This window comes from Mycobacterium novum (assembly GCF_010726505.1).
GTDB lineage: Bacteria > Actinomycetota > Actinomycetes > Mycobacteriales > Mycobacteriaceae > Mycobacterium > Mycobacterium algericum.
Map to the genome: position 1 here is coordinate 1,902,985 of NZ_AP022562.1, position 22,850 is coordinate 1,925,834.

The 22,850-nt window shown below is 69.2% G+C and carries 23 protein-coding genes; 9 read left to right on the forward strand and 14 right to left on the reverse strand.

Annotation, left to right across the window (positions count from 1 at the left end; translation table 11 throughout):
- Nucleotides 1–112 precede the first annotated feature (112 nt).
- From G6N19_RS08825 to eccA, 6 genes are all read left to right on the forward strand, one after another.
- Nucleotides 113–961, forward strand: a complete 849-nt coding sequence (locus G6N19_RS08825; RefSeq protein WP_013826996.1) for an ESX secretion-associated protein EspG — start codon at nt 113–115, stop codon at nt 959–961.
- Nucleotides 962–1,055: 94 nt separating this feature from the next.
- Nucleotides 1,056–2,072, forward strand: coding sequence for a MinD/ParA family ATP-binding protein (locus tag G6N19_RS08830; RefSeq protein WP_085975687.1), 1,017 nt, complete (start codon nt 1,056–1,058; stop codon nt 2,070–2,072).
- 5 nt (nt 2,073–2,077) lie between these two features.
- Nucleotides 2,078–3,679 carry a type VII secretion integral membrane protein EccD gene (gene eccD, locus G6N19_RS08835; protein ID WP_193466156.1) on the forward strand — a complete coding sequence of 534 codons (1,602 nt, stop codon included), beginning with the start codon at nt 2,078–2,080 and terminating at the stop codon, nt 3,677–3,679.
- Nucleotides 3,664–5,346, forward strand: coding sequence for a type VII secretion-associated serine protease mycosin (gene mycP, locus G6N19_RS08840; RefSeq protein ID WP_193466157.1), 1,683 nt, complete (start codon nt 3,664–3,666; stop codon nt 5,344–5,346). Before eccD ends, mycP begins: the two co-directional genes overlap by 16 nt.
- Nucleotides 5,343–6,896: a type VII secretion protein EccE gene (gene eccE / locus G6N19_RS08845; RefSeq protein WP_193466158.1), complete on the forward strand. Its 1,554-nt coding sequence runs from the start codon at nt 5,343–5,345 to the stop codon at nt 6,894–6,896. The genes mycP and eccE overlap by 4 nt, the downstream gene beginning before the upstream one ends.
- 103 nt (nt 6,897–6,999) lie before the next feature.
- On the forward strand, nt 7,000–8,799 hold the full coding sequence (eccA, locus tag G6N19_RS08850) for a type VII secretion AAA-ATPase EccA (protein WP_232062676.1): 1,800 nt from the start codon (nt 7,000–7,002) through the stop codon (nt 8,797–8,799).
- Nucleotides 8,800–8,805: 6 nt separating this feature from the next.
- Here eccA and G6N19_RS08855 read toward each other — a convergent pair whose 3' ends face one another.
- Both G6N19_RS08855 and G6N19_RS08860 read right to left on the reverse strand, forming a co-directional pair.
- Nucleotides 8,806–9,123: a DUF2710 domain-containing protein gene (locus G6N19_RS08855; RefSeq protein ID WP_013826990.1), complete on the reverse strand. Its 318-nt coding sequence runs from the start codon at nt 9,121–9,123 to the stop codon at nt 8,806–8,808.
- A gap of 50 nt (nt 9,124–9,173) precedes the next feature.
- On the reverse strand, nt 9,174–10,760 hold the full coding sequence (locus tag G6N19_RS08860; RefSeq protein WP_193466160.1) for a DUF5631 domain-containing protein: 1,587 nt from the start codon (nt 10,758–10,760) through the stop codon (nt 9,174–9,176).
- Nucleotides 10,761–10,906: 146 nt separating this feature from the next.
- On the opposite strand from G6N19_RS08860, the gene G6N19_RS08865 reads away from it, so the two are divergent.
- Nucleotides 10,907–11,065 carry a hypothetical protein gene (locus tag G6N19_RS08865; RefSeq protein WP_013826988.1) on the forward strand — a complete coding sequence of 53 codons (159 nt, stop codon included), beginning with the start codon at nt 10,907–10,909 and terminating at the stop codon, nt 11,063–11,065.
- Between the two features lie 46 nt (nt 11,066–11,111).
- Here G6N19_RS08865 and G6N19_RS08870 read toward each other — a convergent pair whose 3' ends face one another.
- The 5 genes from G6N19_RS08870 to G6N19_RS08890 all read right to left on the reverse strand — a co-directional run bounded on the left by G6N19_RS08870 (nt 11,112) and on the right by G6N19_RS08890 (nt 14,785).
- Nucleotides 11,112–11,387, reverse strand: coding sequence for a DUF2694 family protein (locus G6N19_RS08870; RefSeq protein ID WP_408632469.1), 276 nt, complete (start codon nt 11,385–11,387; stop codon nt 11,112–11,114).
- A complete protein-coding gene (locus tag G6N19_RS08875; protein ID WP_013826986.1) occupies nt 11,387–11,701 on the reverse strand; it encodes a type VII secretion target in 315 nt (104 codons plus the stop codon). The genes G6N19_RS08870 and G6N19_RS08875 overlap by 1 nt, the downstream gene beginning before the upstream one ends.
- A gap of 53 nt (nt 11,702–11,754) precedes the next feature.
- Nucleotides 11,755–13,062, reverse strand: a complete 1,308-nt coding sequence (locus tag G6N19_RS08880) for a DUF4226 domain-containing protein (protein ID WP_013826985.1) — start codon at nt 13,060–13,062, stop codon at nt 11,755–11,757.
- A gap of 123 nt (nt 13,063–13,185) precedes the next feature.
- Nucleotides 13,186–14,019, reverse strand: coding sequence for a C40 family peptidase (locus G6N19_RS08885; RefSeq protein ID WP_193466161.1), 834 nt, complete (start codon nt 14,017–14,019; stop codon nt 13,186–13,188).
- Nucleotides 14,006–14,785: a helix-turn-helix domain-containing protein gene (locus tag G6N19_RS08890; protein ID WP_041316634.1), complete on the reverse strand. Its 780-nt coding sequence runs from the start codon at nt 14,783–14,785 to the stop codon at nt 14,006–14,008. The genes G6N19_RS08885 and G6N19_RS08890 overlap by 14 nt, the downstream gene beginning before the upstream one ends.
- A gap of 149 nt (nt 14,786–14,934) precedes the next feature.
- On the opposite strand from G6N19_RS08890, the gene G6N19_RS08895 reads away from it, so the two are divergent.
- Together G6N19_RS08895 and G6N19_RS08900 are read left to right on the forward strand one after the other, a co-directional pair.
- On the forward strand, nt 14,935–15,351 hold the full coding sequence (locus G6N19_RS08895) for a WhiB family transcriptional regulator (protein WP_193466162.1): 417 nt from the start codon (nt 14,935–14,937) through the stop codon (nt 15,349–15,351).
- A 48-nt stretch (nt 15,352–15,399) separates the two neighbouring features.
- Complete coding sequence (locus tag G6N19_RS08900; RefSeq protein ID WP_193466163.1) at nt 15,400–16,377, forward strand: pirin family protein; 978 nt, start codon at nt 15,400–15,402, stop codon at nt 16,375–16,377.
- A gap of 200 nt (nt 16,378–16,577) precedes the next feature.
- Here G6N19_RS08900 and G6N19_RS21780 read toward each other — a convergent pair whose 3' ends face one another.
- From G6N19_RS21780 to G6N19_RS08935, 7 genes are read right to left on the reverse strand one after another with little or no spacing between them, the layout of a single operon-like run.
- Complete coding sequence (locus G6N19_RS21780; RefSeq protein WP_408632492.1) at nt 16,578–16,703, reverse strand: hypothetical protein; 126 nt, start codon at nt 16,701–16,703, stop codon at nt 16,578–16,580.
- Between the two features lie 17 nt (nt 16,704–16,720).
- Nucleotides 16,721–17,110: a ribbon-helix-helix protein, CopG family gene (locus G6N19_RS08910; protein WP_193466164.1), complete on the reverse strand. Its 390-nt coding sequence runs from the start codon at nt 17,108–17,110 to the stop codon at nt 16,721–16,723.
- A 45-nt stretch (nt 17,111–17,155) separates the two neighbouring features.
- Nucleotides 17,156–18,181 carry a zinc-binding dehydrogenase gene (locus tag G6N19_RS08915; RefSeq protein WP_013826977.1) on the reverse strand — a complete coding sequence of 342 codons (1,026 nt, stop codon included), beginning with the start codon at nt 18,179–18,181 and terminating at the stop codon, nt 17,156–17,158.
- Nucleotides 18,182–18,185: 4 nt separating this feature from the next.
- Nucleotides 18,186–18,956, reverse strand: a complete 771-nt coding sequence (locus tag G6N19_RS08920; protein WP_193374404.1) for an SDR family NAD(P)-dependent oxidoreductase — start codon at nt 18,954–18,956, stop codon at nt 18,186–18,188.
- Nucleotides 18,953–20,557 (reverse strand): fatty-acid--CoA ligase FadD1, encoded by a 1,605-nt coding sequence (gene fadD1, locus G6N19_RS08925; RefSeq protein ID WP_193466165.1) that lies wholly within the window; start codon nt 20,555–20,557, stop codon nt 18,953–18,955. Before fadD1 ends, G6N19_RS08920 begins: the two co-directional genes overlap by 4 nt.
- Before the next feature lie 9 nt (nt 20,558–20,566).
- Entirely contained in the window at nt 20,567–21,481 is a 915-nt protein-coding gene (locus tag G6N19_RS08930) for an alpha/beta hydrolase (protein ID WP_013826974.1), read from the reverse strand.
- On the reverse strand, nt 21,478–22,848 hold the full coding sequence (locus tag G6N19_RS08935; RefSeq protein WP_193466166.1) for a flavin-containing monooxygenase: 1,371 nt from the start codon (nt 22,846–22,848) through the stop codon (nt 21,478–21,480). The genes G6N19_RS08930 and G6N19_RS08935 overlap by 4 nt, the downstream gene beginning before the upstream one ends.
- Between the last annotated feature and the right edge of the window lie 2 nt (nt 22,849–22,850).

Consider the following 22,850-nt stretch of genomic DNA (forward strand, 5'->3'; position numbering starts at 1 on the left):
GTTGACCGAGCAGCGATGAGAAGTGGGGTGTCTGCGCGCGACAGGCGCAGATGCCCCGCTTCCCGTCTGGGCTTGTTTCAGACTGAGGACTCACGGGTGAGGCGGCGGTGACATGTTGACGACAACCCTCGACGGGCTGTGGGTGCTGCAGGCGGTGACCGGTATCGAAACACTCTGCCCCGAACTGGGTCTGCGGCCGCTGCTGCCCCGGCTGGACACCGCCGACCGCGCCGTGCAGCACCCGATCGCCGAGGAACTGACCGAGATCGGTGCACTCGACGGCCAGGGCGAGGCGGATCCGATGATCCGCGAATGGCTGACCGTGATCATGCGCCGCGACGTCGCGCTGCTGCTGCAACTGAACTTTCCCGGCCGGCCGTACGGCGACCCGCAACACATGACGCGAGTGTCGATCAACCGGTTCGCCTCCTGGTGGGTGGTGCTGGAACGGCACGACCAGGAGATCCGGCTCTATCCGGCCGGCACCGCCACCGACCAGGCGGCCGCCGCGGACTTGGTCGTCGGCCAGATCGAGCGGCTGTGCGGTGTCACCGAGGCCGCCCCGCTGCGGCCGGTCACCCTGGACACCAAGGAACTGCTCGAACAGGTGCGGGACCGGGACGGCCTCCGCAACTACCTGGCAGCTCAGCGGCTCGACATCGACCAGCAGCAGACGCTGCTGATGGCCTCCGACCCAGAGGTGTCAGGGCAGGCCAACATCGTGGCGCTGCAGCCTGGTGCCGGACCTGACGAACTGGCCCGAATGGCCATCGGCGACACCTCGGTACTGATCTCCGATACCCCGGCCGGCCGCGTCTGCGTGGAGAACATCGACAACGGGGGCCGCCGCTATCAGATCGTGTCCCCCGGGTCACGCGCCGACGTCGCCAATGCGATCCTGCGGCTCATCCGTCGGCTACCTGCCGGCGCGGACTGGCATTCACACCGGCGGGTTGTGTAGCGGTGAATTCACCTGGACACCATTATCATCTATTAGCACCAGTCGTTAGAAACGCTGTAAACGAGGTATCTGCAACCGTGTTAACATCACGCACGTGACGAGCCCATGGAATAGCCACAATATGCCTGACGAAGGCGCGCCCGGGCGGCGGGATCCGGCATCCGGTCACCGCTACCGGGATTCCGTGTCGGACTCGATGCGTATTTCCGACCTGGCGACACCGCGCAAGATTCCGCCCGGTTCGGGTTGGCGCAAACTGGTGTATTTAGTGTCGGCGAAGGTGATCAATCCGGGCGAATCCCCGCGCGAACGTCATTACCGCGATCTGCGGAACAGAATTCGGCGCCACATCCGCCGGCAGTACGTGATCACACTGGTGTCCGGAAAAGGCGGCACCGGCGTGACCACCATGGCCGCGTCCATCGGCAGCGTCTTCCGGGAATGCCGGCCCGAAAATGTGATCGCCATTGACGCCGTTCCGGGCTTCGGGACGCTGTCGGATCGCATCGATGAGCACCCGCCCGGTGACTACTCGGCGGTTCTGAGTGACACCGATGTACAGGGTTATTCCGACATCCGCGAACACCTCGGGCAGAACGCCGTCGGCTTGGACGTGCTGGCCGGTAACCGCACTTCGGACCAGCTCCGCCCGCTCGTCCCTGCCATGTTCAGTGGCGTGTTGTCACGGCTCCGCCGAACCCACAACGTGATCATCGTCGACACCGCGGCCGACTTGGAGCACCCGGTGATGAAGCCGGTGCTGGAGAACACCGACACCCTGGTCTTCGTCTCCGGCATCACCGCCGATAAGTCCCGGCCGGTGCTGCGAGCGGTCGATTATCTGGCCGCCCAGGGCTATCACGAGCTGGTGTCGCGAGCGACGGTGATCCTGAACCACTCCTCTCCGGTCGAGGACGGCGCCGCGGTCGCCTACCTGACCGAGCGGTTCAGCAAAACCGGCGCCACCGTGGAGGTAATGCCCTACGACGCCCACCTGGCCAAGGGCGGCATCATCGATGTCCACCATGAGGTCAAGAAAAAGACGCGGCTGCGGCTATTTGAAATAACCGCCGGTTTGGCCGATAAATTCGTGCCGGACACTGAAAGGTAGTCGCAGTGACTACCCCGACGACACCGGCTAAAGTCGCATTTCCAGCACGTTGCGCGGTGAGCCTCGCCTACGATAAACACCTCGTGTCGCAAGTCTTCCCGGCCGGAATTCCGGTCGAGGAATTCTTTGAGGGAATGGTCGAACTACTCGACGAGGATTTGAAGCACCACGGTTTCGACGGCGTCGCACTTCCACCCGGCAGTTACGAACTCCATAAAGTCAACGGAGTGCGACTGGACATCACCCGCAGCCTCGATGACCTCGGCGTGCAGGACGGCGACACTCTGGTGCTGGTGCCGGTGGTCGGCGGTGACTCGTTCGAACCGCAATACGAGTCGCTTTCGAGTGCGCTGGCCGCAACGGCCCGCCGGCTCGGTACCCAACCCGAGATTCAGTGCTCCGAGTGCGGGCACAAGGCCGACGAGCAGACCGTCACCCGGTTACTCAATGTCAAAGTTGATCGGATGTTCGCACCGGTCACGGCGGTGACCGCGGCGCACACCGCGATAGGCCTGCTGGCGATGGGCGTCTTGGTGATCTCCGCGCTGGCGATACGTGCCCGCACGTTCAGCGACAGTTGGCCGCCCGCAGTGGTTCTGGCCGGTCTCGGCGGGCTGCTGACGGTCGGCGCCGCGGTAATCCGGCGCAACTGGCCCGCCCGTGCCGACTTGTTCAGCGGATTCGGTTGGCTGGCGGTGATCGCGCTTTCCGGCGCGGCGCTGTGTGCGGCCCCCGGGCCGTTGGGCGCCCCGCACCTGCTGATCGGCGTGACGGTCTTCGCGATGGGGGCGATCGCGCTCAGTGTGCTGCTGCGGTCGCAGACCGCGGTCGCCACCGCGGTGGTCACCGCAAGCGGAATCGGCGGGACGGTGGCGGCCGTGCGGATGTGGCATCCGGTCTCCCCCCAGGTGATCGGCATCTGCATGCTGTTGGGCCTGCTGATGCTGGTGCGCATGTCGCCGACGATCGCGCTGTGGGTGGCGCGGGTTCGGCCGCCGTACTTCGGGTCGATCACCGGGCGCGATCTGTTCGCCCGCCGCGCCAACATGCCGATCGACACCGTCTCGCCGGTAGCCCCCGACGACAGCGAGGACGACGAGGACGACCTGGTCGACATCTCGGCGCGGGGGGCGGCGATCGCGGCGTCGGCGCGGCTGATCAACGCGGTACAGGTCGGCATGTGCGTGGCAATCGCGGCCGCGCTGCCGATCGCGGTGTGGATGGTGCTGGCGCCGGGTTCGGCCCGCCAGCGCGGCGCGGTGGCATTGTGCGGGCTGGTGGCGGGACTGTTCATCACCCAGGGCCGCGGGTTCGCCGGCCGGGTGCAGGCCATCGCCCTGGTCGGCGGTGCGTGCGCCGCGGTGCTGGTCGGGATCACCAAGTACGCCTTGGCGGCGCCCGGCTACACCGCCGGCGGCTTCCTCTGGCCGGCCGCGGCAGTCGCGGTCTTCGCCGGACTCGGCCTGGCCGCCGGGCTGCTGGTCCCGGCGACGAAGTTCGTGCCCTGGATCCGGCTGGCCGTCGAATGGTTGGAGGTGCTGGCGTTCATCGTGGTAGGAGTGCTCGGCGCCTGGCTGGGAGGACTTTTCGTGTGGGTGCGCAACTGAGGCGGCTGCGCACCCGAGCCGTCGCGCTGGCGGGCGTGGTGCTGCTGGCGGGCCTGGCGGACATCCCGCCGATGGCCCGGGCGATCGAACCGCCCTCGGTGGACCCCGCGCTGGCGCCGGCCGACGGGCCGCCCGGCCCGGATCAGCCGATGCGCCGCTCGAACTCCTGCAGTGTCCCGATCACGGTCAGCAATCCCGACGTGGCGCAGCTCGCGCCCGGGTTCGACATGCTCGGCATCGCCACCGCCTGGCAGTACTCCACCGGCAACGGGGTTCCGGTGGCGGTCATCGACACCGGGGTCACGCCGAATCCACGACTGCCGGCGGTCGCCGGCGGCGACTACATCATGGGCGGAGCCGAGGGCCTGGGCGGGCTGCAGGACTGCGACGCTCACGGCACGATCGCCGCGTCGATCATCGCCGCGGCCCCGCTCGGCGTGCTGCCGATGCCCCGCCCGATGCCAGAGGTTCCCGCCTTCCCGCTACCGGCCGGCCCGCCGCCCAGCTTCGGCGCACCACCGCCGCCCGCTGACATTCCCGGGCCGCCCGCTCCTCCCCCGCCACCGGCTCCGGTGACGATCACCCAGCCCGCGCCGCCCCCGCCGCCCCCGCCTCCGCCCCCGCCGGAAGAGGGCGGTATGGCACCGGCCTCGGGTCCCCCGGATCCACAGTCCGAGGACGAACCGGCCGTCCCGCCGCCCCCGCCGGGCGCCCCGGACGGCGTCGTCGGCGTGGCCCCGCACGCCACGATCATCGCGATCCGCCAGTCGTCCCGGGCCTTCGAGCCGGTCAACCCGCAACGGTTCGGCTTCGACGACGAGCGGATCAAAGCCGGCACCCTGGCCACGCTGGCCCGCGCCGTCGTCCATGCCGCCGACATGGGCGCCAAGGTGATCAACATCTCGGTGACCTCGTGTGTTCAGGTGGCGGCCGCGCTCGATCAGCGCGCGCTGGGGGCGGCGCTGTGGTACGCATCGATCGTCAAGGACGCGGTGATCGTCACGGCCGCCGGCAACGTCGGCGAGGCCGGCTGCGCCAACAATCCGATGTATGACCCGCTGAACCCCAACGACCCCCGGGACTGGAACCAGGTCAAGGTGATCTCCAGCCCGTCGTGGTTCTCCGACTACGTCTTGTCCGTCGGCGGGGTGGACGCCACCGGTGCACCGATCGACAAGAGCATGTCCGGGCCCTGGGTGAGGGTCGCCGCGCCGGCCACCCACGTCATGGGCTTGTCCCCGCAGGGCGGCGGTCCGGTCAACGCCTACCCGCCGGTCCGGGTCGGTGAGAAGAACATGCCGTTCTGGGGAACCAGTTTCTCGGCGGCCTATGTCAGTGGCGTCGCGGCCCTGGTTCGGGCGAAATATCCCCAGCTCACCGCACACCAGGTGATCAACCGGATCGTGCAGACGGCGCACAATCCGCCCGCCGGCGTGGACAACCGGGTGGGTTACGGGTTGGTCGACCCGGTTGCGGCACTGACGTTCAACGTCCCCCCGGGCGAGCCGGTGGCGCCCGGCTCGCAGGCCCGCGTCATCACCCCGGCGGCGCCGCCACCGCCGCCTGACCATCGGGCTCGGACCGTAGCCCTCGCATTCCTCGGCGCGATCGCCGCGGCGGTGCTGGTGGCCGCCATCACCGCGCGGATTCGGAGGTCGGTCAAGTGAGTTCGGTCCACCTGACCGGGTTCAGCGCCTCCAGTAACCGGCGGCTGTTATCCGCCGTGACCGTGGCGCTGGTCGGTCTGGCCGGCTGGGCGTTGGGCGGTCTGATCGGGCTCGCCGTGGCGTTGTCGCTCGCGGTGCTGCTGGTGCTGGTGCCGTGGTGGGGCCAACCGGCGTGGTCGTGGGCGCTGCTGCGATTGCGGCGGCGGAGGGCGACCGACTGGGCCGAGCCGATCACGGTGGCCAACAACCGCGCCGGGGGCGGCGTGCGTATCCAGGACGGTGTGGCCGTCGTGGCGGTGCACCTGCTGGGCAGGGCGCACGCCGCCACCGTCGCCACCGGATCGGTCAACGTCGAGACCGACAACGTCATCGACGTCAGCGCCCTACTGCCGATGCTGCGGCATGCGCTCGGGCTGGTGCTGGAGTCGATGAGTGTGATCAGCATCGGCGCGCGCCGCGCCACCACCGGCGACTATCCCCGGGTCTACGACACCGAGATCGGCACCCCGCCCTACGCCGGCCAACGCGAGACCTGGCTGCTGCTGCGGTTGCGCGTCATCGACAACACCGCCGCGTTGCGCTGGCGCACCACCCTGGGCGCCACCGCGGTCGCCGTCGCCCAGCAGATCGCGGGCTTGCTGCGCTGCGAAGGGCTGCGCGCCCGGGTCGCCACTGCCAGCGACCTGGTCGAACTGGACCGGCGACTCGGTGGCGCCCTGCTGCTGGCCGGCGCCGAACGCTGGAAGACGCTGCGAACCGAGGGCGGCTGGGTGACGACCTACGCCTATCCGGCCCGCGCCATCAACGCGCAACTGCTGGCCCAGGTGTGGACCCTGCCCGTCGACGAGGTGGTCCAGAACATCACCGTGTTCCCGGACGGCACGTGCACGGCCACCGTCACACTGCAGACTCCGCAACCCGCACCCACTCCGCCGGCAGTGGTCTTACAACGGCTCAACGGGGAGCAGGCCGCCGCCGTAGCGGCCAACATGTGCGCTCCCCGGCCGCGACTGCGGGGACTGCGGCCCGGGCGCCTGCCGGCCACCCTGTCCGTCGAGATCGGCCCATCGGGCGTGCTGATCGGAAAGCTGGCCAACGGTGACCGGCTGATGGTTCCGCTGACCGACTCCGGTGAGCTGAGCCGGGTATTCATCGCCGCCGAGGACCTGATCGCGAAGCGGATCATCATCCGTGCCGCCGGGGCCGGGGAGCGGGTATGTGTGCACACCCGCGACAAGGCCCGCTGGGCCAGCGTCCGGATGCCGGAAGTGTCGGTAGTCGGCGAGTCGAGGCCCACGCCGCGTTCGACGGTCAGCGTGGTGGACGGCCCGATCGCCCCCTCGCCACGGCCGGCCACCGTCATCACCGTGGCACCGCCCGGTACGCCTCCGCCGCCGCCGGACACCGTCGAGGTGAGCATCTCCCAGATCGACCGGACCGCGGTGCGGGTCACCGCCGGCGGAAAATCGTGGCTGGCTACGGTGGAGTTGTTCCGGGCGGAGAACCGGTACTGCAGCCCGGAGGCGCTGGCGCCGATGTCCACGCGATGACGCCGCCGCCGGATCGAGACGCAGCTGGACAACCCGTACCTGCGACAGAGGACGACGGACATTGAGTGACTTGCTGGCGGCCCGTCGGCACTTCGACCGGGCCATGGTGAGCATGGACGGCCGGTACGGCTCCCCGGAAGCGAGGGCCGAATTCCAGGCGGCGACCGAAGCCGACCCCTCCATGGCCGACGCTTGGCTGGGTCGTATCGCCTGCGGCGACACCACCCTCGACACACTCAAGCGGCTCTACGCCAACAGTGACTGGCTGCACAAGGAGACCACCCGGCTGGGCCGGCAGTTGGCGGCCCAGATCCCGCTGGGCCCGTACCTGTCGATCACGGTCACCGACGCCTCCCACGTGGGGTTGGCGCTGGCGTCGGCGCTGACCGTGGCCGGTGAGTACGAGCGCGCCGACGCCCTGCTCGCCGACAACGGGCTGTTGGACAGCTGGATCAACCACCAGTGGCACCAACTGGCACGCGCCTACCTGATGTTCGTCACTCAGCGGTGGCCGGATCTGCTGACCGTCGCCGCCGAGGAGCTGCCCGACCGGGCGATCGTCATGCCCGCGGTGACCGCTTCGGTCTGTGCGCTCGCCGCCTACGCGGCCGCGCATCTGGGCCAGGGCCGGGTGGCGCTGGACTGGCTGGATCGCGTCGACATCGCCGGGCAGGCCCGGTCCTCGGAACGGTTTCAGGCAGGCGTGTTGACCGCGTCGATCAACCCGAGCGAGATCCCGCTACTGGCCGCGGATTTGGCCTACGTGCGCGGCATGGTGCACCGCCAGCTCGGCGAGGAGGACAAGGCGCAGGTGTGGCTGTCCAAGGCGGCCATCAACGGCGTGCTGACCGAGCCGGCGAAAGCTGCACTGGCCGAACCGAATCTGCGTTTGGTGGTCACCGAGGAACAGATCATCGAGAGCCGCACCGACCGCTGGGACGCCGAATCGGCGAAGAGCCGTGCCGAACTCGACGAGTACAACGCGGCCGACCGCCGCGCGGAGTTGCTGGAGCAGGGCCGTGCCGAGTTGGAGAGACAGGTCGGGCTGGCCGAGGTGAAACGTGCGGTCAAGGCCCTGGAGGATCAGCTCGAGATCCGGGCCATGCGGCTGGAGCACGGCTTGCCGGTGGAGGGACAGACCAACCACATGCTGCTGGTCGGTCCGCCCGGCACCGGTAAGACCACCACCGCCGAGGCGCTGGGAAAGATCTACGCGGGAATGGGCATCGTCCGCAATCCGGAGATCACCGAGGTGCGGCGGTCTGACTTCTGCGGTGAACACATCGGTTCGTCCGGGCCGAAAACCAATGAGCTGATCGAAAAGGCCTTGGGCGGAATTCTGTTCATGGACGAGTTCTATTCACTCGTGGAACGCCACCAGGACGGGACACCCGACATGATCGGCATGGAGGCCGTCAACCAGCTGCTGATCGCGCTGGAGAAGCACCGCTTCGACTTCTGTTTCCTCGCCGCCGGTTACGAGGGCCAGGTCGATGAGTTCCTCACCGTCAACCCCGGCCTGGCGAGCCGTTTCAACCGCAAGATCCGGTTCGAGTCCTACTCGCCGGAAGAGATCGTCGAGATCGGTGAGCGCTACGGCTCCAGCCGCGCCACCGAGCTGAACCCTGAAGCGCGGCAACGCTTCCTGGAGATGGCGACCGCCATCAGAAACTATTTCAGTCCGCGCGGCGAGCACGGCATCAACATCATGCACAACGGCCGGTTCGCGCGGAACGTGATCGAGGAAGCCGAATTGGCCCGCGACACCCGGGTGGCTGCCCAGAAGCGCGCCGGTCACCCGGTGACGATCGACGACCTAAAGACCATCACCGCCGTCGACATCGACGCCGCGGTGCGTGCGGTGTGCGACACCAAGCGCGAGATGGCCGCCATCAGCTGGTAGGTCGCCTCAGCGGTGACTGCTGCCGTATCTGGCCTCGAAGTCGGACTCGGCCTCTTCGCGCAGCGCGGTGAAGACGACGTTGAGCCGCTCCGACAGTTCGCTGTAGGTGTAGTCGCTGACCACGCACGGATGCAATGTCAGCTCGAGCAGTCGGCCGTCCGAATTCGCGACGGCACGGACGTCTCCGAGATCGACGCTGTAGGTGGTGTTCTCGGCCTCGGCGACCAGGGCTTCCCATTTCTCGGCGGCCTCACGCAGATCCCGCAGGACGGACTCAACGAGGTCCTTGTCGCTGAGTTCCGCGCGGCTATCCGGCCCCGACATTGGCTAAGTATGTCGAGCCGGTGTGAGCAGCGTCAATTCATCATCGCCCGTTAGGCCTGCGGATCCCATTGGCTGGCCGGCGGCGCGCTGAGCGCCCGGAACCAGCTGTAGTGGTAGTTGGCCGATACCGTGTCGCCGGTCGCGACGCCTTCGGTGGCAGCCAACAGCATGCAGTTCAGCACCAACGTGAGGTCGGTGTCGGGGTACTGCGCCAGCAACTGGTAACGCAACGTGTCCAGATGAACCCGGAGCAGGTCTATCTCGGCGTCGAGCACGCCGGTTCCGGCGGATCCGGCCTTGGCCAGGGTGTTGGCCATCCGCGGCAGCCCGTCACGCCAGTGCGTGGCCTCGCTGAGCTGCCAGCCGAGGTCGTCGATGGGCTCCAACTCGCGAGGCTGTACCGAAGCGTCCGTCGCACCGAAGTCGCTGGCCCAGCCCAGTCGGTCGCCGGGGCTGTAGGAGGCCGACTCCGCCGGGGCGCCCAGCATCGCGGTGGCGGTCCCGCTCCGGCGGCCGGGCTCCAGCAGGTGCACCCCGGCCGGTACCTCGATCCCGGACGGGATCCAGCCGTTGGCGACATCGGTGACCAGAAGCGTTCTTCCGTCGGCGAAGGTGCCGATGGCCCAGCGCAGGCCGGGTTCCTGACGGGCGACGAAGGCCAGCAGGCGCTGCAACCGCTGCTCGCTGGACTCGGTTACCGCCGGCGGAGCGGGTGTCGCCGGAATGGGTTCGGCGGGGACGGGTTCCGGAGACGGCGCCGCAGTGGCCGGTTCGGGGGCCGCAGGAACGGCGGCGGTCACGGCGTCCTGCACCTCGGCCAGCGGTATGACGCCGGGTTCAACTGACGAGACGACGACAGGCTCAGCCGGGACAGCCGGTTCCGGTTCCGCCGCGAACCCGGTGATGCTCGACGATTCCTGCTCGCCACCGCCGACGCCCAGCGGAGCGGGCCGAAACGAAGTTGGGGGCCGCTCCGGCTCGACCGTGTCGAACACCCCAGCGGACTCGGGAACTGACGGCGATGGTGGAGGTGGAGTTGGCGGCGGTGCGGGCGGCAGCACTTCCGGGGTCGGCGGTGTCACGTCGGTCGGCGCGTCCACGACGACCGGTTCGGGCATTCGATGGCGTGCCCGTCCGCCGCGTTTGCCCGCGATTTCCCGGGGCGGCTCAGCGGAGCGGGGCGGCTCAGCGGAGCGGGGCGGCTCGGGCTTCGCCGGAATCCGCTCGGGCGCCTCGGCGGCCACCGGTGCCGCGTTCAGGCTGACGTACTCAGTGCCGAATTCCAGGGCTTCCTTGTGAAGTTGCCGAACGGTCGACTCCACCCGAAGGACGGCGAACGCCCGCGCGACGTTGATGACCCTGGCCTCCGCGGTCTGTCGTGCCTGCCCGACAAGGTCGGATCGACCGATCGCGTGCAGTTTCTCGTTCGCCGAATTCGCGATGCGCTGCAGATCCGCGCTCAGGTAATCGGCGAGCGGGGCTGTCTCCGGGGTGATCGTCGCCAATTCGGCCGGCCACAGCCCCCCGAGTACCCAAGCACTACAGTCGACCGGAGCGCTGAAGGCCGGGATCGCCAGTGCTTCCCGAGCCGCGTTCCGGAGGCGCTGACGCGCCGACCGCCGACCGAAGATAGCCACCGCGCAAGCCTACCGTTGCCCGCCCAACCGCCCTGCCGAAATTTGGCGCGCGTCGAACCCGCCGCACAACACCGCGCGGCGCTCCATGAACAACCTCGTTGCGTCGTGAATTGTCAGCCCCACAGCAGGTCGGTAGCGTGCAAACCATGGCCGACGCCGGGTCCCCCGCAACGGGGTGTGCAGCGCAGCTCCGCGAAGTGCTCGCGCTGCTCGAGCGAGCACGAAACCTCTTCGGCGACATGGTCGTTGATCCGCCAGCCGACATCGCGCCGCGGACCGACGCCGCCGGCCGCTGGGTGGTTTAACGTCCGGTGCCGTCCTCGGCCCGGTGGCCGGCGTGCAATCGGTGGTTCAGCAGCCGCTCGGTGGCCACCCGGAGATCGTCGGTGGTCGGCACCCCGCCGACGGGGAGTGGCCCGTGCTGACGATCTCGCCGCGGATCTCCAACGCGGCCTTGAGATACGACACGTCCGCGGCCAGCACGATGGCCTCCGCCAGCCGGTCGGCGTCGGCTGTCATGGCCGCCTCGCTGAGCGCCACACTGTGCAGATACCCGCCGCGGCAAGACCGGAACAGCACATCACCGCTCGGGTGGGTGGTGTCGAACGCGGGGTTCGGCTCAGTCATCAGCGCCCGTCGGTGAGACGCCGGAAGGACGTGGCGGCGTCGTCTTCATGCTGGTTCCAGGTTGTCACGGCCAGGTTCAGGTTGTCCGACATCTCGGCATGTTCGTTCGACTGGTCGTCGTAACAGTTTTTCCGGGCGTCGAGCAAGGCGCCGGCCGCCCGGCGAAAGTCGCCGTAGATCGGCCCGAGTGCACTCAGCGTGGTCTGGATCGCCTCGTGAGATGCCGGGACGGTGGCAAGGTAGTCCGACGCTTCCCGGTGGTTCCCGGCGGCGTTGGTCAGAACGCCCTGATCGACGTGGATGTTCTCTGGCATCTGGTACCTCCCTGGCTAGTCGACGATGACGGTTGCAACGCGGATTTTCAAGCTCACGTGCCCCGAACCGACATCGCGGGCCTGGTGGGGGCCGGTTCGCCGGCCGCGGTGGGCTCCGCGATGCGCACCGGCGGATGCTGCCAGCCCAGGAAGCCCGGCCCGCGCAGGTTGGCGGCGAGGTGGAGTTGCCCGTCGAGCAACGCTTTGCCGTTCCCGACCGACAGGGCATGGCGGTCGGTGAACACCCCGATGTCCCCCGGCCGCAGCTGTGCCTGGTCGACCGGTGACATCACCGGTGTTCCGGCGGGCGGGATGTCAATCCCCTGGCGGCGGAACGCCTCTGCCACGGGCGTCCCGTCGGCGGCGGCCTGCATCGCGGCGGCCAACTGGGGATCAACAACGGTGGTGGTCGCGCCGTCGGGCAGTGTCACGGTGACGGGGCCGTCGGGCGGGGGCTCCGCTGCCGCGTCATCGCGGTCATCGTCGCGGTCGCCCCCTGCCGGGGCGGTGTCGTCGTCGGCCGGTGCCACCGCATCCGGCAGCCCCTCGTCGTCGACGGGTTCGGTGCCGTAGCCGGGCCCCGACAGTGATCCGGCCGGCGGCATCCCTGCCACGGGCGGCATCGCACCGAAGCCGGGGCCCTCACCCCCGAAACCTGGGAACGCGGGCATCGGTGGCGCCGCTGACGGCCGCTGGGCGGAGATCCGGTAATCGTCTTCCGGTTCCTCGTCCGGCAGTGCATCGAGGTAGCCGTCCTCGGCAACGCTCGGGGCAGCCTCGGCAAGGCTCGGGGCGACGGGTGTCGGGGACGGGCCGCCGTCGGGTGCCGGATTCTGTTCGACCGGTGCGGGATCGTCGCGTTGCGCCGCGGGTGCCGCATACAGCGCGGTCAACGCGGCGGTCAGTTCCTGCTTAGAGGTGTCGTCGTCGTTGGCCTCTTCGACCACCCCGATGATCTCGCCGAGTTTGACGATCAGGAATCGCTGGAACTCCCGCGCGCCCGCGGCGGTGCTCAGGTCCCAGTGTTGCGTGGCGCCGACGATCTCCGTCTGCACGTTGTCGAGGCGCCGCCGGCCCTCCAGGGTGGTCTTGTGCGCATGCCGCAGTGCGGCGATGATCTGTCGATCGAATTCCGCCGTCGCCGACAACTGTTGCGCCAGAGCTGATTCAGCAGTCCTCATGGCCCGCACGGCGCTGCCCTGCTGCGTATCGGCCGGCGCCAGCCGGTGCAGAACCCGGTCGTAGCCGTCCGGCGGCAGCGGAAGGGTCAGCGCCGCCTGCGCGGCGCGGGTCGCTTCGCCCGCACCACCGGTGTTTTCGATACGATGGATCGCGTCCAGCACCTCGTCGCGGGTCGCCATTCCTTCAGCCCAACATCGTTGCGCCGGCCCGGCGTTCATGCGCTGACCGCTCCATGGCCGGTGACTGTACCGATGGCGCTCGGAGCCGACAATTCACCTGCCGTCCCGGTGGGGACACCCGGGTCATGGCACCGGGCGCCGGATCGCCACGTTGGCGCCCAGCGGGCTGATCTGGACCGTTGCCCCGGCGTGTGGTGCCTCGACCACCATATTGTTGCCGATCGCCAGCTGGACGTGGCCGATGCTGGGGAACACCAGATCGCCGGGCCGGATCTGGGAGCGCGCCACCGGAATTCCGTCGTGGATCTGGGTGTAGGTGGTGCGAGACAGTGGCACTCCAGCCTGGGTGTAGGCCCACTGCGTCAGCCCCGAGCAGTCGAATCGGTCCGGGCCGGTGGCCCCCCAGACATAGGGCTTGCCGAGCCTGGACAACGCGGCGCGGACCGCCGCTCCGGCGCGAGTATTGGGCAGCCGCAACCGATCAAGGCCCGCTGTCCGGCGGCGCGCGCCCCGGTAGCGCAATCGCCGCAGCCGCCGCCGATGCGCCTGCGCGCGGTGCCGGGCCGTCAGCACGTGGGCGCGCTGGGCTCGCAATCGTGCCGCTCGTCGGCGCATCGCCTCTCGCTGTGCCAGTGGGGTGTCGGGAACGACGGCCGCGTCGGTGCGGGCAGCCGCGACCACGCCGTTGGTCTGCTGCCCCGCCCGGGCGTGGTCGGCAACCGCGGCGGAGAGTACGGCGGTGGCGGCGGCATCGGTACGGGCGTTCCGTGACAACAGCTCTCGCTGAGCGAGCACGGTCTGCCGGTAACGGCCGTGCCCGGGGCCGGTCGGTGAGGCGGCGGTTCGCTCGAGCAAGTCGATATAGCGTTCCAGCCGGGCGTTCAGTGACACCGGCTGCGGGTGTCCCGCGAACAGTCGCTGGGCGCGGTCCAGCAATTCCAGATCACCATCGCTCACGGTTGCCTCCTTCGTCGGCTCGCTCGGGCGTATCCGCGGCCCCGTCGGCGAACGCGCGCACCCGGGCCAGCGCGCCCGGCGGGATCACTCCCCTGTTGCGGATATCCCACATCTCCTCCGCACTGACACCGAGCAACGCTGCGATCACCGGCTCGGGCAGCGACGACCGCGCGCATGCGTCGTCGAACCGGGCGGGAAGGCTGCTGGGCATGCGTTGCAGCAGGTCGCTGCGGATCGCCTCCAGAGACTGCAGATGCGCCATGAGGTTGGCGGCGTGCTCCGCGCCGGCGTTGACCGCCACCCGCCACGAGCTGGCAGCCAGCATCTCCGCCGTCACGCACTGCGTGATCACGGAAAGAATATAGGTCTCGTATTCGTCTGATGCTTCCGAGGGAAGCCGCGCGATCACCGAACGCAGGGCCTCGAGCTGCGCCTCGGCGTATCCCTCCAAGACTTCGGTATCGCTGTGACGGTCGACGACGACGGCCCCGGCCGGCCGCGCGGGCGACGTACGCGGCACGGCCAGCAACTGCGCCAGCTCGGCGTCCGCGTCATCGGCGACCAGCAGCCGGGAATAGGTTCCCGGCGGTAGGCCTAGACCGTTCTCAACCTTCTGAACTGTGCCTTTATGTGGTTTACGGGCGCCTCGCTCCAAGTAGCTCAAGCCCATGATGCTTACTCCGGTGACTGCGGCCAGTTCCGCCAGCGACCAGTCTCGCGCCTCGCGCAGGGCTCGGATGGCCGCGCCCGCCGACTCGCGGCTCACCGTTGCGCCCCGACCATGACCGGATAGTACACAGCCTCGCCCCTCACGACTTACATATATGTTTTTATCCACTTCTCTTGCGTCCGCGTTATTCGTTCATATACGTTTCCATCTACGTTATCTGATTCGTTTTCAAGAGGAGGTCCCCGATGCCACCGCCCTGCGCCACCAACCCCGAACTGTGGTTCGGTTACCCCGACGCTGACGGAGCCGACGGCGCCGCCAAGGCTCGGGCCTACGAACAGTCCGCCACCGAGGCGCGGCTGCTATGCCTGCGCCGCTGCCCCCTGGCGCAGCAGCGTCGCTGCGCCGCGCTGGCGGTGGAGCGCGGCGAGGAGTACGGCGTGTGGGCCGGGGTCAAGCTTCCCGGCGGTCAGTACCGCAAACGCGCCGAGCTCGCGCAAGCCCACGCGGTGCTGCGCGAGATCGCCGCCGGCAACATCAATTCCCGCGAGCTACCCGATAACCAGGTGTTGCTGACCAACCACGAACGGCAGCAGCTGCCGGTGGCCGTGGCGGTTTTTCACCTGGCCGCTGACCGGTTCGGTTCCCCGTCGGCAGCGTGACCGGTAGTGTCACCGGCGCGGCTCGGTGCACGGCACGGAGGTGGGCGGTTGAGCAACCTGGAGACCACATCGGCTGAATTCGCCTGTGCCGCAGCACCGGCCGACGGCATCGAGGTGCTACACCCGCGGGAGGTGCCGCTGGGCGGGCCGCGCGCCATGCGGGTTCGCCGCACGCTGCCGCAGCGGGAGCGCTCGCTGATCGGCGCCTGGTGCTTCGTCGACCATTACGGGCCGCATGACATCGCCCGCGCCGGGGGCATGGACGTCCCGCCACACCCACACACCGGACTGCAGACCGCGACCTGGCTGTTTGACGGCCGCGTCGAGCACCGCGACAGCGGCGGAGTGCACGCGCAGCTGCGCCCCGGCGAGTTGAACCTGATGACCGCCGGCACAGGCATCTGCCATTCGGAGGTCTCGGTGGACGCCGACGCCGCACCGGTGCTGCACGGTGTGCAGCTGTGGGTGGCGCTGCCGGATTCCGCCCGCCACACCGGCCGAGCCTTCCACCACTACGCACCCGAACCGGTGCCGCTGACCGGTGCCACCGCGCTGGTGTTCCTCGGTGAACTGGCCGGTCACCACTCCCCCGTGCCGTACTTCACTCCGCTGCTGGGCGCCCAGATCGACATGCACCCGCGAAGCGAACTCGCGCTGGAAATCGATCCGGCGTTCGAGCACGGCGTGCTGTGCGATCGGGGCGCGGTGGCGCTCGGCGAGGCCGAGGTGCACATTGGGGAGGTCGGCTATCAGGGCCCGGGCCGCACGGTGCTGACACTGACCAACACCGGCGACTCCCCCGCCCGGGTGCTGGTACTGGGCGGGACGCCGTTCGACGGGGAGCTCGTGATGTGGTGGAACTTCATCGGCCGCAGCCACGACGAGATCGCCGAATACCGGCGGCTGTGGCAGGACGGCGACGATCGGTTCGGCGCGGTCAGCGGCTACCGGGGCCGACTGGACCGACTGCCCGCACCGCCGCTGCCGCCGGTGCGGTTACGGCCCCGCCGGGCGGGCGGTGGCTAGCGCTGCTCCAAGAACACGGTCCGGTCGGCGAGATCTTCGGCTTGCACCGCGGCGACAGCCGCGGCGAGCGGCGCGATCCCCGACGGACGCCGAGAGAACCGCGTGGCCAAGGCGATCAATAACCCGCCGTGGTGCCGACCTCCGGCAAGGTACTCCGCGGCGATCCGCGTGAAATCACCGACGTTCTCGGTGAGAACCGTCTAGCCGCCGGCCACAGCCGCTGCAAACACGGTCGGGTCATCGTGGCCGGCGAGACCGAGGCCGGCCACCGTGCTCACCGTGAGACCGGCTGCTTCCAGACGCTCCGCCAAGGCGGCCGGATACATCTCATCCAGAAGTACCTTCACCGGTTGTCGGCGGCGGCGGTCTCACTGCGATGCAGATCGATGCGGGCCTGAACCTCGTCGGGATACGCACTTCGGTACGCCAACGCTGCGTCGATCTGGGGTCGGGTGGCGGTCCCGTCTGCCGCTAGTTCGGCCGTCGGATCGTCGACCGGCCCGAGGTCGTCGATCCACATAGCGATCTCCCAGACGTCGGGCCCGCCGATGACGCCGGCCCGCCGGCCGTTCGGGCCATCGCGAAATGTGATCAACGGATGCTCGTCGCGCCGGGCGCCTTCGTCGGCGTAGCGCCGAAGGCGCTCCGACAGGCTTTCCCCAGCTGCGCGGGCGCGCAATCGCAGCCGCTCAGCCAGACGGTCATCAAGGCGGACGGAGACATTCACCGACATGGTTACAGTGTGGCACGTTGTAAACAATCGTGTGAACGCCGTCCGCTACGGCGTGAGCAGCACCTTCACCACGTCCCCGGATCGGGCGGCTACCGCACGGTAGGCGTCGGCCGCGGCGTCCAGCGGCATCTCGGTGGTGAAGATGCCGGCCACCGACAGCCGCCCGGATTGCAGCAGCGGCACCAGTTGCGGCCAGGTCTGCTGCACCGGCGCGGTCGTCATACGCAGCGTGATGCTGCGCACCAGGGCAGCCAGCGCGGGGAAGGGGAAGGGCTGCAGGTCATGCACGCCGACCACCGACACCGTGCCGCCGGCACGCACCGCGGTCAGGGCGTCGGCCATCGTGGTGTCCGAGCCGACGGCGTCGATCACCGCGTCGACGCCGCGCCCGCCGGTGTGTTCCATCGCCGCGACCGTCGCTGACGGCGGTGCGGGTGTGGCCCCCATCGCCGCCGCACGGTCCCGACGCTGGGGCACCGGGTCGATACCGAGAACCGTTGCCGCGCCGAGGAACAACGCACTTTGTGCCGCACACAGGCCGACCGCTCCCAGTCCGATCACGGCCACGGTGCCACCCACCGGGATGTCGGCACGCAACGCCGCCGCCCAGCCGGTGGCGAGGTTGTCGGTGAGCAGCAGGGCTTCCTCGTCACAGAGCCCGTCGGGGATGGGGGCGAGCTGAAAGTCCGCGCCGGGCACGGCGAGCAGCTCCGACTGTGCCCCGCCCAGTGCGCCCGATCCGAAGATCAGCGGGCCGGCGTGGCATCGGATCGGGTCTCGGGTGGCGCAGCCGGCACAACGCCCGCACCCGGCGACCGAGGACACCATCACCCGGTCGCCGGCCTTGACCGAGGTCACCTCGGGGCCGGCCTCGACGACGGTGCCGATCGCCTCGTGTCCGAGCGGCACCGGATCGACGATGGGGTAATCGCCCTCGTAGAAGTGCAGGTCCGAGCCGCAGATCGCGGTCGCGCTCACCGCGACCACGGCACCGTCGGGGCCGGGCAGGCCGGGGTCGGGGCGGGTGTCGACGCGGACCGATCCGGGCGCATCGATTACGACACTGCGCATCTCGTCATCCTTCTTGTAGGGCTTGGATCTTGCCGAGCACGTCGGGGTAGCGCTTCATGTGGGCGCCGCCGTTGATGTCGAAGTCCGACCCGGTGATCCACGAGGCGCGCTGCGAGGTCAAGAACTCCACGGCGTCGGCGATGTCGCTCGGGGTGCCGGCCCGGCCCAGCGGGGTGTTCTCGAGGTACTCGTCGGTCAGGCCGGGCACCATGGTCAGCCCGGCGACCAGGGGAGTGTCGACCAGGCCGGGGGAGACGGCGTTGACCCGGATACCGCGGGCGGCCAGCTCCAGGGCAGCCACCTGGATCAGCATCAGCACACCGGCTTTGGCGCTGCAGTAGGCGGCCATCGCGGTCCCGGGCTGGCGTCCGTTCAGCGACGAGACCGCCACGATGCTGCCGTCGTCCGCCATGGTGCGGGCCGCGTGCTTGATCACCAGCATGGTGCCGGTCAGGCAGACATCGATGGTGGTCTGCCAGCCGGCCAGGTCGATGTCGGGGATCGCGCCGATCACCGACAGCCCGGCGCAGCTGACCACGCTGCGCACCGGTCCGCGCCGCGCCGCGGTCGCGAATGCCGCGGCGACGCTGTCCTCGTCGGTCACGTCGGCGGTCACCGCACTGGCTGTCTCGCCGAGCTCGGCGGCCCGCTGCTGCGCCGCCTCGGTGTTGATGTCGGCGATCACCACGTGGTCGCCGCGGCCGGCCAGCGCATGCGCGGTGGCCAGCCCGATGCCGGAGGCGCCGCCGACGATCAGCGCCACAGCTTGTGTCATCGGTGAGCTCCTGCTGTTGTGCCGTAGTTGTATTCACGCTCCGGCCGCACCCATAGCGGGTCCGCGCCGACATCGCTACCCTCGGCCACCAGCACGCGTTTGAGGATCTTGTTGGTGGCCGTCGCGGGCAGTTCCGCCATGATCCGGACGTAGCGTGGCCACGCCTTGGGCGACAGGTCCTCTTGGGCGGCAAGGAATTCGGTGAATTCGCCCCGGGTCAGATCGGTGTCGTCGCGTAGCACCAGGGCGGCCATCACCTGATCGCCGACGTTGTCGTCGGGCACCGCGTACACCGCGGCCTGGTTGATCTTGGGGTGGCGCATCAGGACGCGCTCGATCGGGGCGGCGGCCAGGTTTTCGCCATCGACGCGCATCCAGTCGGCCGTTCGCCCCGCCAGGTAGATCCAGCCGTCGGCATCCTTGTAGGCCAGGTCGCCCGACCAGTAGATGCCGTCGCGCATCCGCTCGGAGGTGGCTTCGGCGTTGTTGTAGTAGCCGGTGAAGAACCCCGAACCGGCGGTGTTGACCAGCTCTCCGATCGCCTCCTCGGCGTTGGTCAGCGCACCGTGCTCGTCGAACACCGCGGTCGGGCATTCGGCGACCGGGTCGCTCTTGTAGATGGCCACACCGGGAAAGCCGCGCCCCACCGAGCCGGGCGGGGTACCTTCGTCGCGGGTGATGGTGACGGCGTTCTCGGTGGACCCGAACGCGTCGACCACGTGGACGCCGAACCGGCGGGCGAATTCGGCGATGTCGCGTTCGGAGGCCTCGTTGCCGAACGCGACGCGCAGCGGGTTGTCGGCGTCATCGGGTTGTTCGGGATGTGCGAGCAGGTAGGCGAACGGCTTGCCGACGTAGTTCATGTAGGTGGCGCCGTAGCCGCGGATGTCGGCCAGGAACCCCGAGGCGGAGAACTTCGCCGGGGCCATCGCCGCACCGGCGGCCACCGCGGGCCCGAAGCCGGCGGCGATCGCATTCGAGTGGAACAGCGGCATCGACAGGTAGACGACGTCGTCGGCGCCCAGTTCGAACCGTTCGGTCAGGCTCTGCCCGGCGACCAGCACCATGAAGTGGCTGACCAGCACCGCTTTCGGGTCGCCGCTGGTGCCCGAGGTGAAGATCAGCATGAACGGGTCCAGCGGCTGCGCCTGCCGGTGCGGTTGCAGCTCACCGGCGCCGGCGCACTGCTGCTCCCAGGCCGGGGCGTCGACGTCGATGACGGTGATGCCGGTCAGGTCCACCCCGTTCAACAACCCGCGGTGCGCGGCGTCGACGAGCAGGATCTGCACGTCGGCGGTGCGCAGGTCGCCGGCCAGCGCCGATCCGCGCCGGGTGTCGTTGACGCCGCACAGCACGTAGCCGCCGAGCCCGGCGCCGGCGATCGCAGTGAGCATCGCCGGGGTGTTGCCCAACAGGGCGCCCACGTGCACCGGGCGGCCGGTGTCGGCGCGGGCGAGCAGTGCGGCGGCATGGCGGGCCGCCCGGTCGAGGTACTCGCGCCAGCTCCAGCGGATCTGGCCGCCGCGGGCGTCGTTGTAGAACACCGCCGGCCCGTCGGCGGCCGCGCGGTCGGCAAGCAGTTGCTGCATCGTCTCGGCCATGGTGCCCTCCTAACCCGTGACGGTAGCGGCCGGTGCGGTCAGGTGCCGGCTCAAGAATGCGATCTGGTGCTCGACAACATGATCGAACCACTCGCCGCCGGAGAAGACGTCGAAGTGGTCGCAGGGGTAGTGGCGTACTTCGGCGCGCGCGGCGAACGCCGCCTTGGCCGCGGCCTGCGGGGGAGCGCCCCGGTCGAAATCGGCGATCTGCACCAGCATCGGGCAGCGGATCGCCGCGGCGTGCTTGGCGGCCGGTCGGTAGCCGCCGAGTTGGACGCCGACCTGCGCGTCGACCTCGTTGCGCCAGGTGGGGCCGGCCATCGCGAGGTAGGCCTCGTAGTAGCCGTCGGCGGTCAGCGTTGCCAGTTCACCGGGCCTGCCCACCAGCGGGATCGTCGCCGGTGGACGGCCGGCCCGCTGGGCCAGCGCGCTGCGCCAGCCGGTCACCGTCGAGCGCAGCAGGTTTGCCGGGCGGTGGTGGGGTAGCGCCGCGGCCGCGGCGGCCGGTCCGCTGACCAGCGGCGTCAGTGCCACGGCGGCCGCGACGCCGGGGGCGGTTGCCGCCACCTCGAACACATGGCCACCGGCCAGCGAAACACCCCACACCACGACCCGCCGCGGATCGACACCGGGTTGACGTGCCGCGGCCGCACACGCGGCGCGGAAGTCGGCTACTTGCTCCTTGACCGAAATCCGTTGCCGTGGCCGGCCGTCGGACTCCCCGAAGTAACGGTAATCGAAGGCCAACGCGGCGAAGCCGGCCGAACTCAACCGCTCGGCGAAGGGAACCAAACCCGAGTCGACGGTGCCGCCGAAACCGTGCCCGAGCACCACCACCGGCGCGCTGTCGTCGTCGTCGCCGGCGGCGGGGAAGAACTGCCCGACGCAACTGGTGCCGTCGCTGTCGAACCGGATCCGGTTCATGCCGATACCCCTTCCTCGCCCGCCTCGACCCCGGCCCAGCGGGGGGCACCGAGGACGGCGGCCCGCCGTGCACCGCGCGGGATCTCGGCGGTGCGCAAGTCGTGCTCGTAAAGGAAGTAGTCGAGCTGCTGGGTGTGCCGCGGGGTGTCGAGCATGTGGCCGGTGAACTTGCGCATGTCGGCGTCGATCACCCGGCGCATCTCGGCGAGCGGCGGCGGCCGGTAGCGCCCGACCGCATAGGCACCGATCAACCGGGCTTGTGCCTCGACGAACGGGAACAGCGTGGGGGTGGGCTGGGCGAAGCCGGCGAACACCAGGTCATCGACGCCGGGATAGAACATCCGCTTGTACAGGTCGATCCGGTTGTCCGGTGCGCTGATGAACTCCGGGTCGAAGAACGGGAAGGTGATGTTGTAGCCGGTGGCGTAGATGATGACGTCGAAGTCACTGCTGGTGCCATCGGTGAAATGCACGGTGGCGCCGTCGAATCGGCTGATGTTGGGCTTGGGGATGACGTCACCGGACCCGAGCCGCAGCGGCAGCTCCACCGACTGGGTGGGGTGGGCCTCGAAGAACTTGTGGTTGGGCGTCGGCAGGCCGACATCCTCGGGCTGCCCGGCGATCAGCGGCTGGGTCCACTGCAGGAACCTGCGCTGCCAGGAGAACGGCAGATACGGACTGGTTCGGTAGTACTTGTCGGCGGGCTTGCCGGCCAGGTACTTCGGCACGATCCAGGCGCCGGAGCGCGTCGACAGCGTCAGTTCGTTGTCCAGGGCCTTCGACGACAGCTCGACGGCGATGTCGGCCGCACTGTTGCCCAGGCCGACGACCAGGATGCGCTTGCCGCTGAACTCCAGCGGCGTCTTCGGGTCGATGTAGTGGTGCGCGTGCAGCGTCTCGCCGCTGAATTCCCCCGGGAAGTCCGGGTAGCGCGGATCCCAGTGGTGGCCGTTGGCGACCACCAGCAGGTCGAAGCGGCGGCGCGCACCCCCGGCCAGCTGCAGCTCCCAGCCGCCACCGGGCAGCCGCTGCGCGTGGACGACCTTCGTCTCGAACTCGATGTTGCGTTTGAGTTCGAAGGCGGCCGCGTAGCCCTCCAGGTACTCCTTGACCAACGTGTGGTGCAAGAAGTCGGGGTAGTGGGCCGGCATCGGAAAGTCCTTGAAGGACAGCTGATGTTTCGAGGTGTCGATGTGCAGCGACCGATAGGCACTGGAGTGCCCGTTGGGGTTGCCGAAGGCCCAGTTGCCGCCGATCCGGTCGGAGGATTCGAAGCAGGTGTAGTCGACCGCGTAGTCGGACAGCATTTTCCCGGCCGTCAGCCCGCTGATGCCGGCCCCGATGATCGCGGTGCGGGGTGCGGACATGG

Excerpts from the sequence above, each read along its gene's own strand:
- G6N19_RS08875 (WP_013826986.1), bottom strand. The coding sequence starts at position 11,701 with ATGCCAGAGAACATCCACGTCGATCAGGGCGTTCTGACCAACGCCGCC.
- G6N19_RS08825 (WP_013826996.1), top strand. The coding sequence starts at position 113 with ATGTTGACGACAACCCTCGACGGGCTGTGGGTGCTGCAGGCGGTGACC.
- eccA (WP_232062676.1), top strand. The coding sequence starts at position 7,000 with ATGGTGAGCATGGACGGCCGGTACGGCTCCCCGGAAGCGAGGGCCGAA.
- G6N19_RS08910 (WP_193466164.1), bottom strand. The coding sequence starts at position 17,110 with ATGTCGGTGAATGTCTCCGTCCGCCTTGATGACCGTCTGGCTGAGCGG.
- G6N19_RS08870 (WP_408632469.1), bottom strand. The coding sequence starts at position 11,387 with ATGACTGAGCCGAACCCCGCGTTCGACACCACCCACCCGAGCGGTGAT.
- G6N19_RS08865 (WP_013826988.1), top strand. The coding sequence starts at position 10,907 with ATGGCCGACGCCGGGTCCCCCGCAACGGGGTGTGCAGCGCAGCTCCGC.
- G6N19_RS08920 (WP_193374404.1), bottom strand. The coding sequence starts at position 18,956 with ATGACACAAGCTGTGGCGCTGATCGTCGGCGGCGCCTCCGGCATCGGG.
- G6N19_RS08880 (WP_013826985.1), bottom strand. The coding sequence starts at position 13,062 with ATGGCGACCCGCGACGAGGTGCTGGACGCGATCCATCGTATCGAAAAC.
- G6N19_RS08930 (WP_013826974.1), bottom strand. The coding sequence starts at position 21,481 with ATGAACCGGATCCGGTTCGACAGCGACGGCACCAGTTGCGTCGGGCAG.
- G6N19_RS08855 (WP_013826990.1), bottom strand. The coding sequence starts at position 9,123 with ATGTCGGGGCCGGATAGCCGCGCGGAACTCAGCGACAAGGACCTCGTT.
- G6N19_RS21780 (WP_408632492.1), bottom strand. The coding sequence starts at position 16,703 with ATGTATCCGGCCGCCTTGGCGGAGCGTCTGGAAGCAGCCGGTCTCACG.
- G6N19_RS08935 (WP_193466166.1), bottom strand. The coding sequence starts at position 22,848 with ATGTCCGCACCCCGCACCGCGATCATCGGGGCCGGCATCAGCGGGCTG.
- G6N19_RS08915 (WP_013826977.1), bottom strand. The coding sequence starts at position 18,181 with ATGCGCAGTGTCGTAATCGATGCGCCCGGATCGGTCCGCGTCGACACC.
- G6N19_RS08895 (WP_193466162.1), top strand. The coding sequence starts at position 14,935 with ATGCCACCGCCCTGCGCCACCAACCCCGAACTGTGGTTCGGTTACCCC.
- fadD1 (WP_193466165.1), bottom strand. The coding sequence starts at position 20,557 with ATGGCCGAGACGATGCAGCAACTGCTTGCCGACCGCGCGGCCGCCGAC.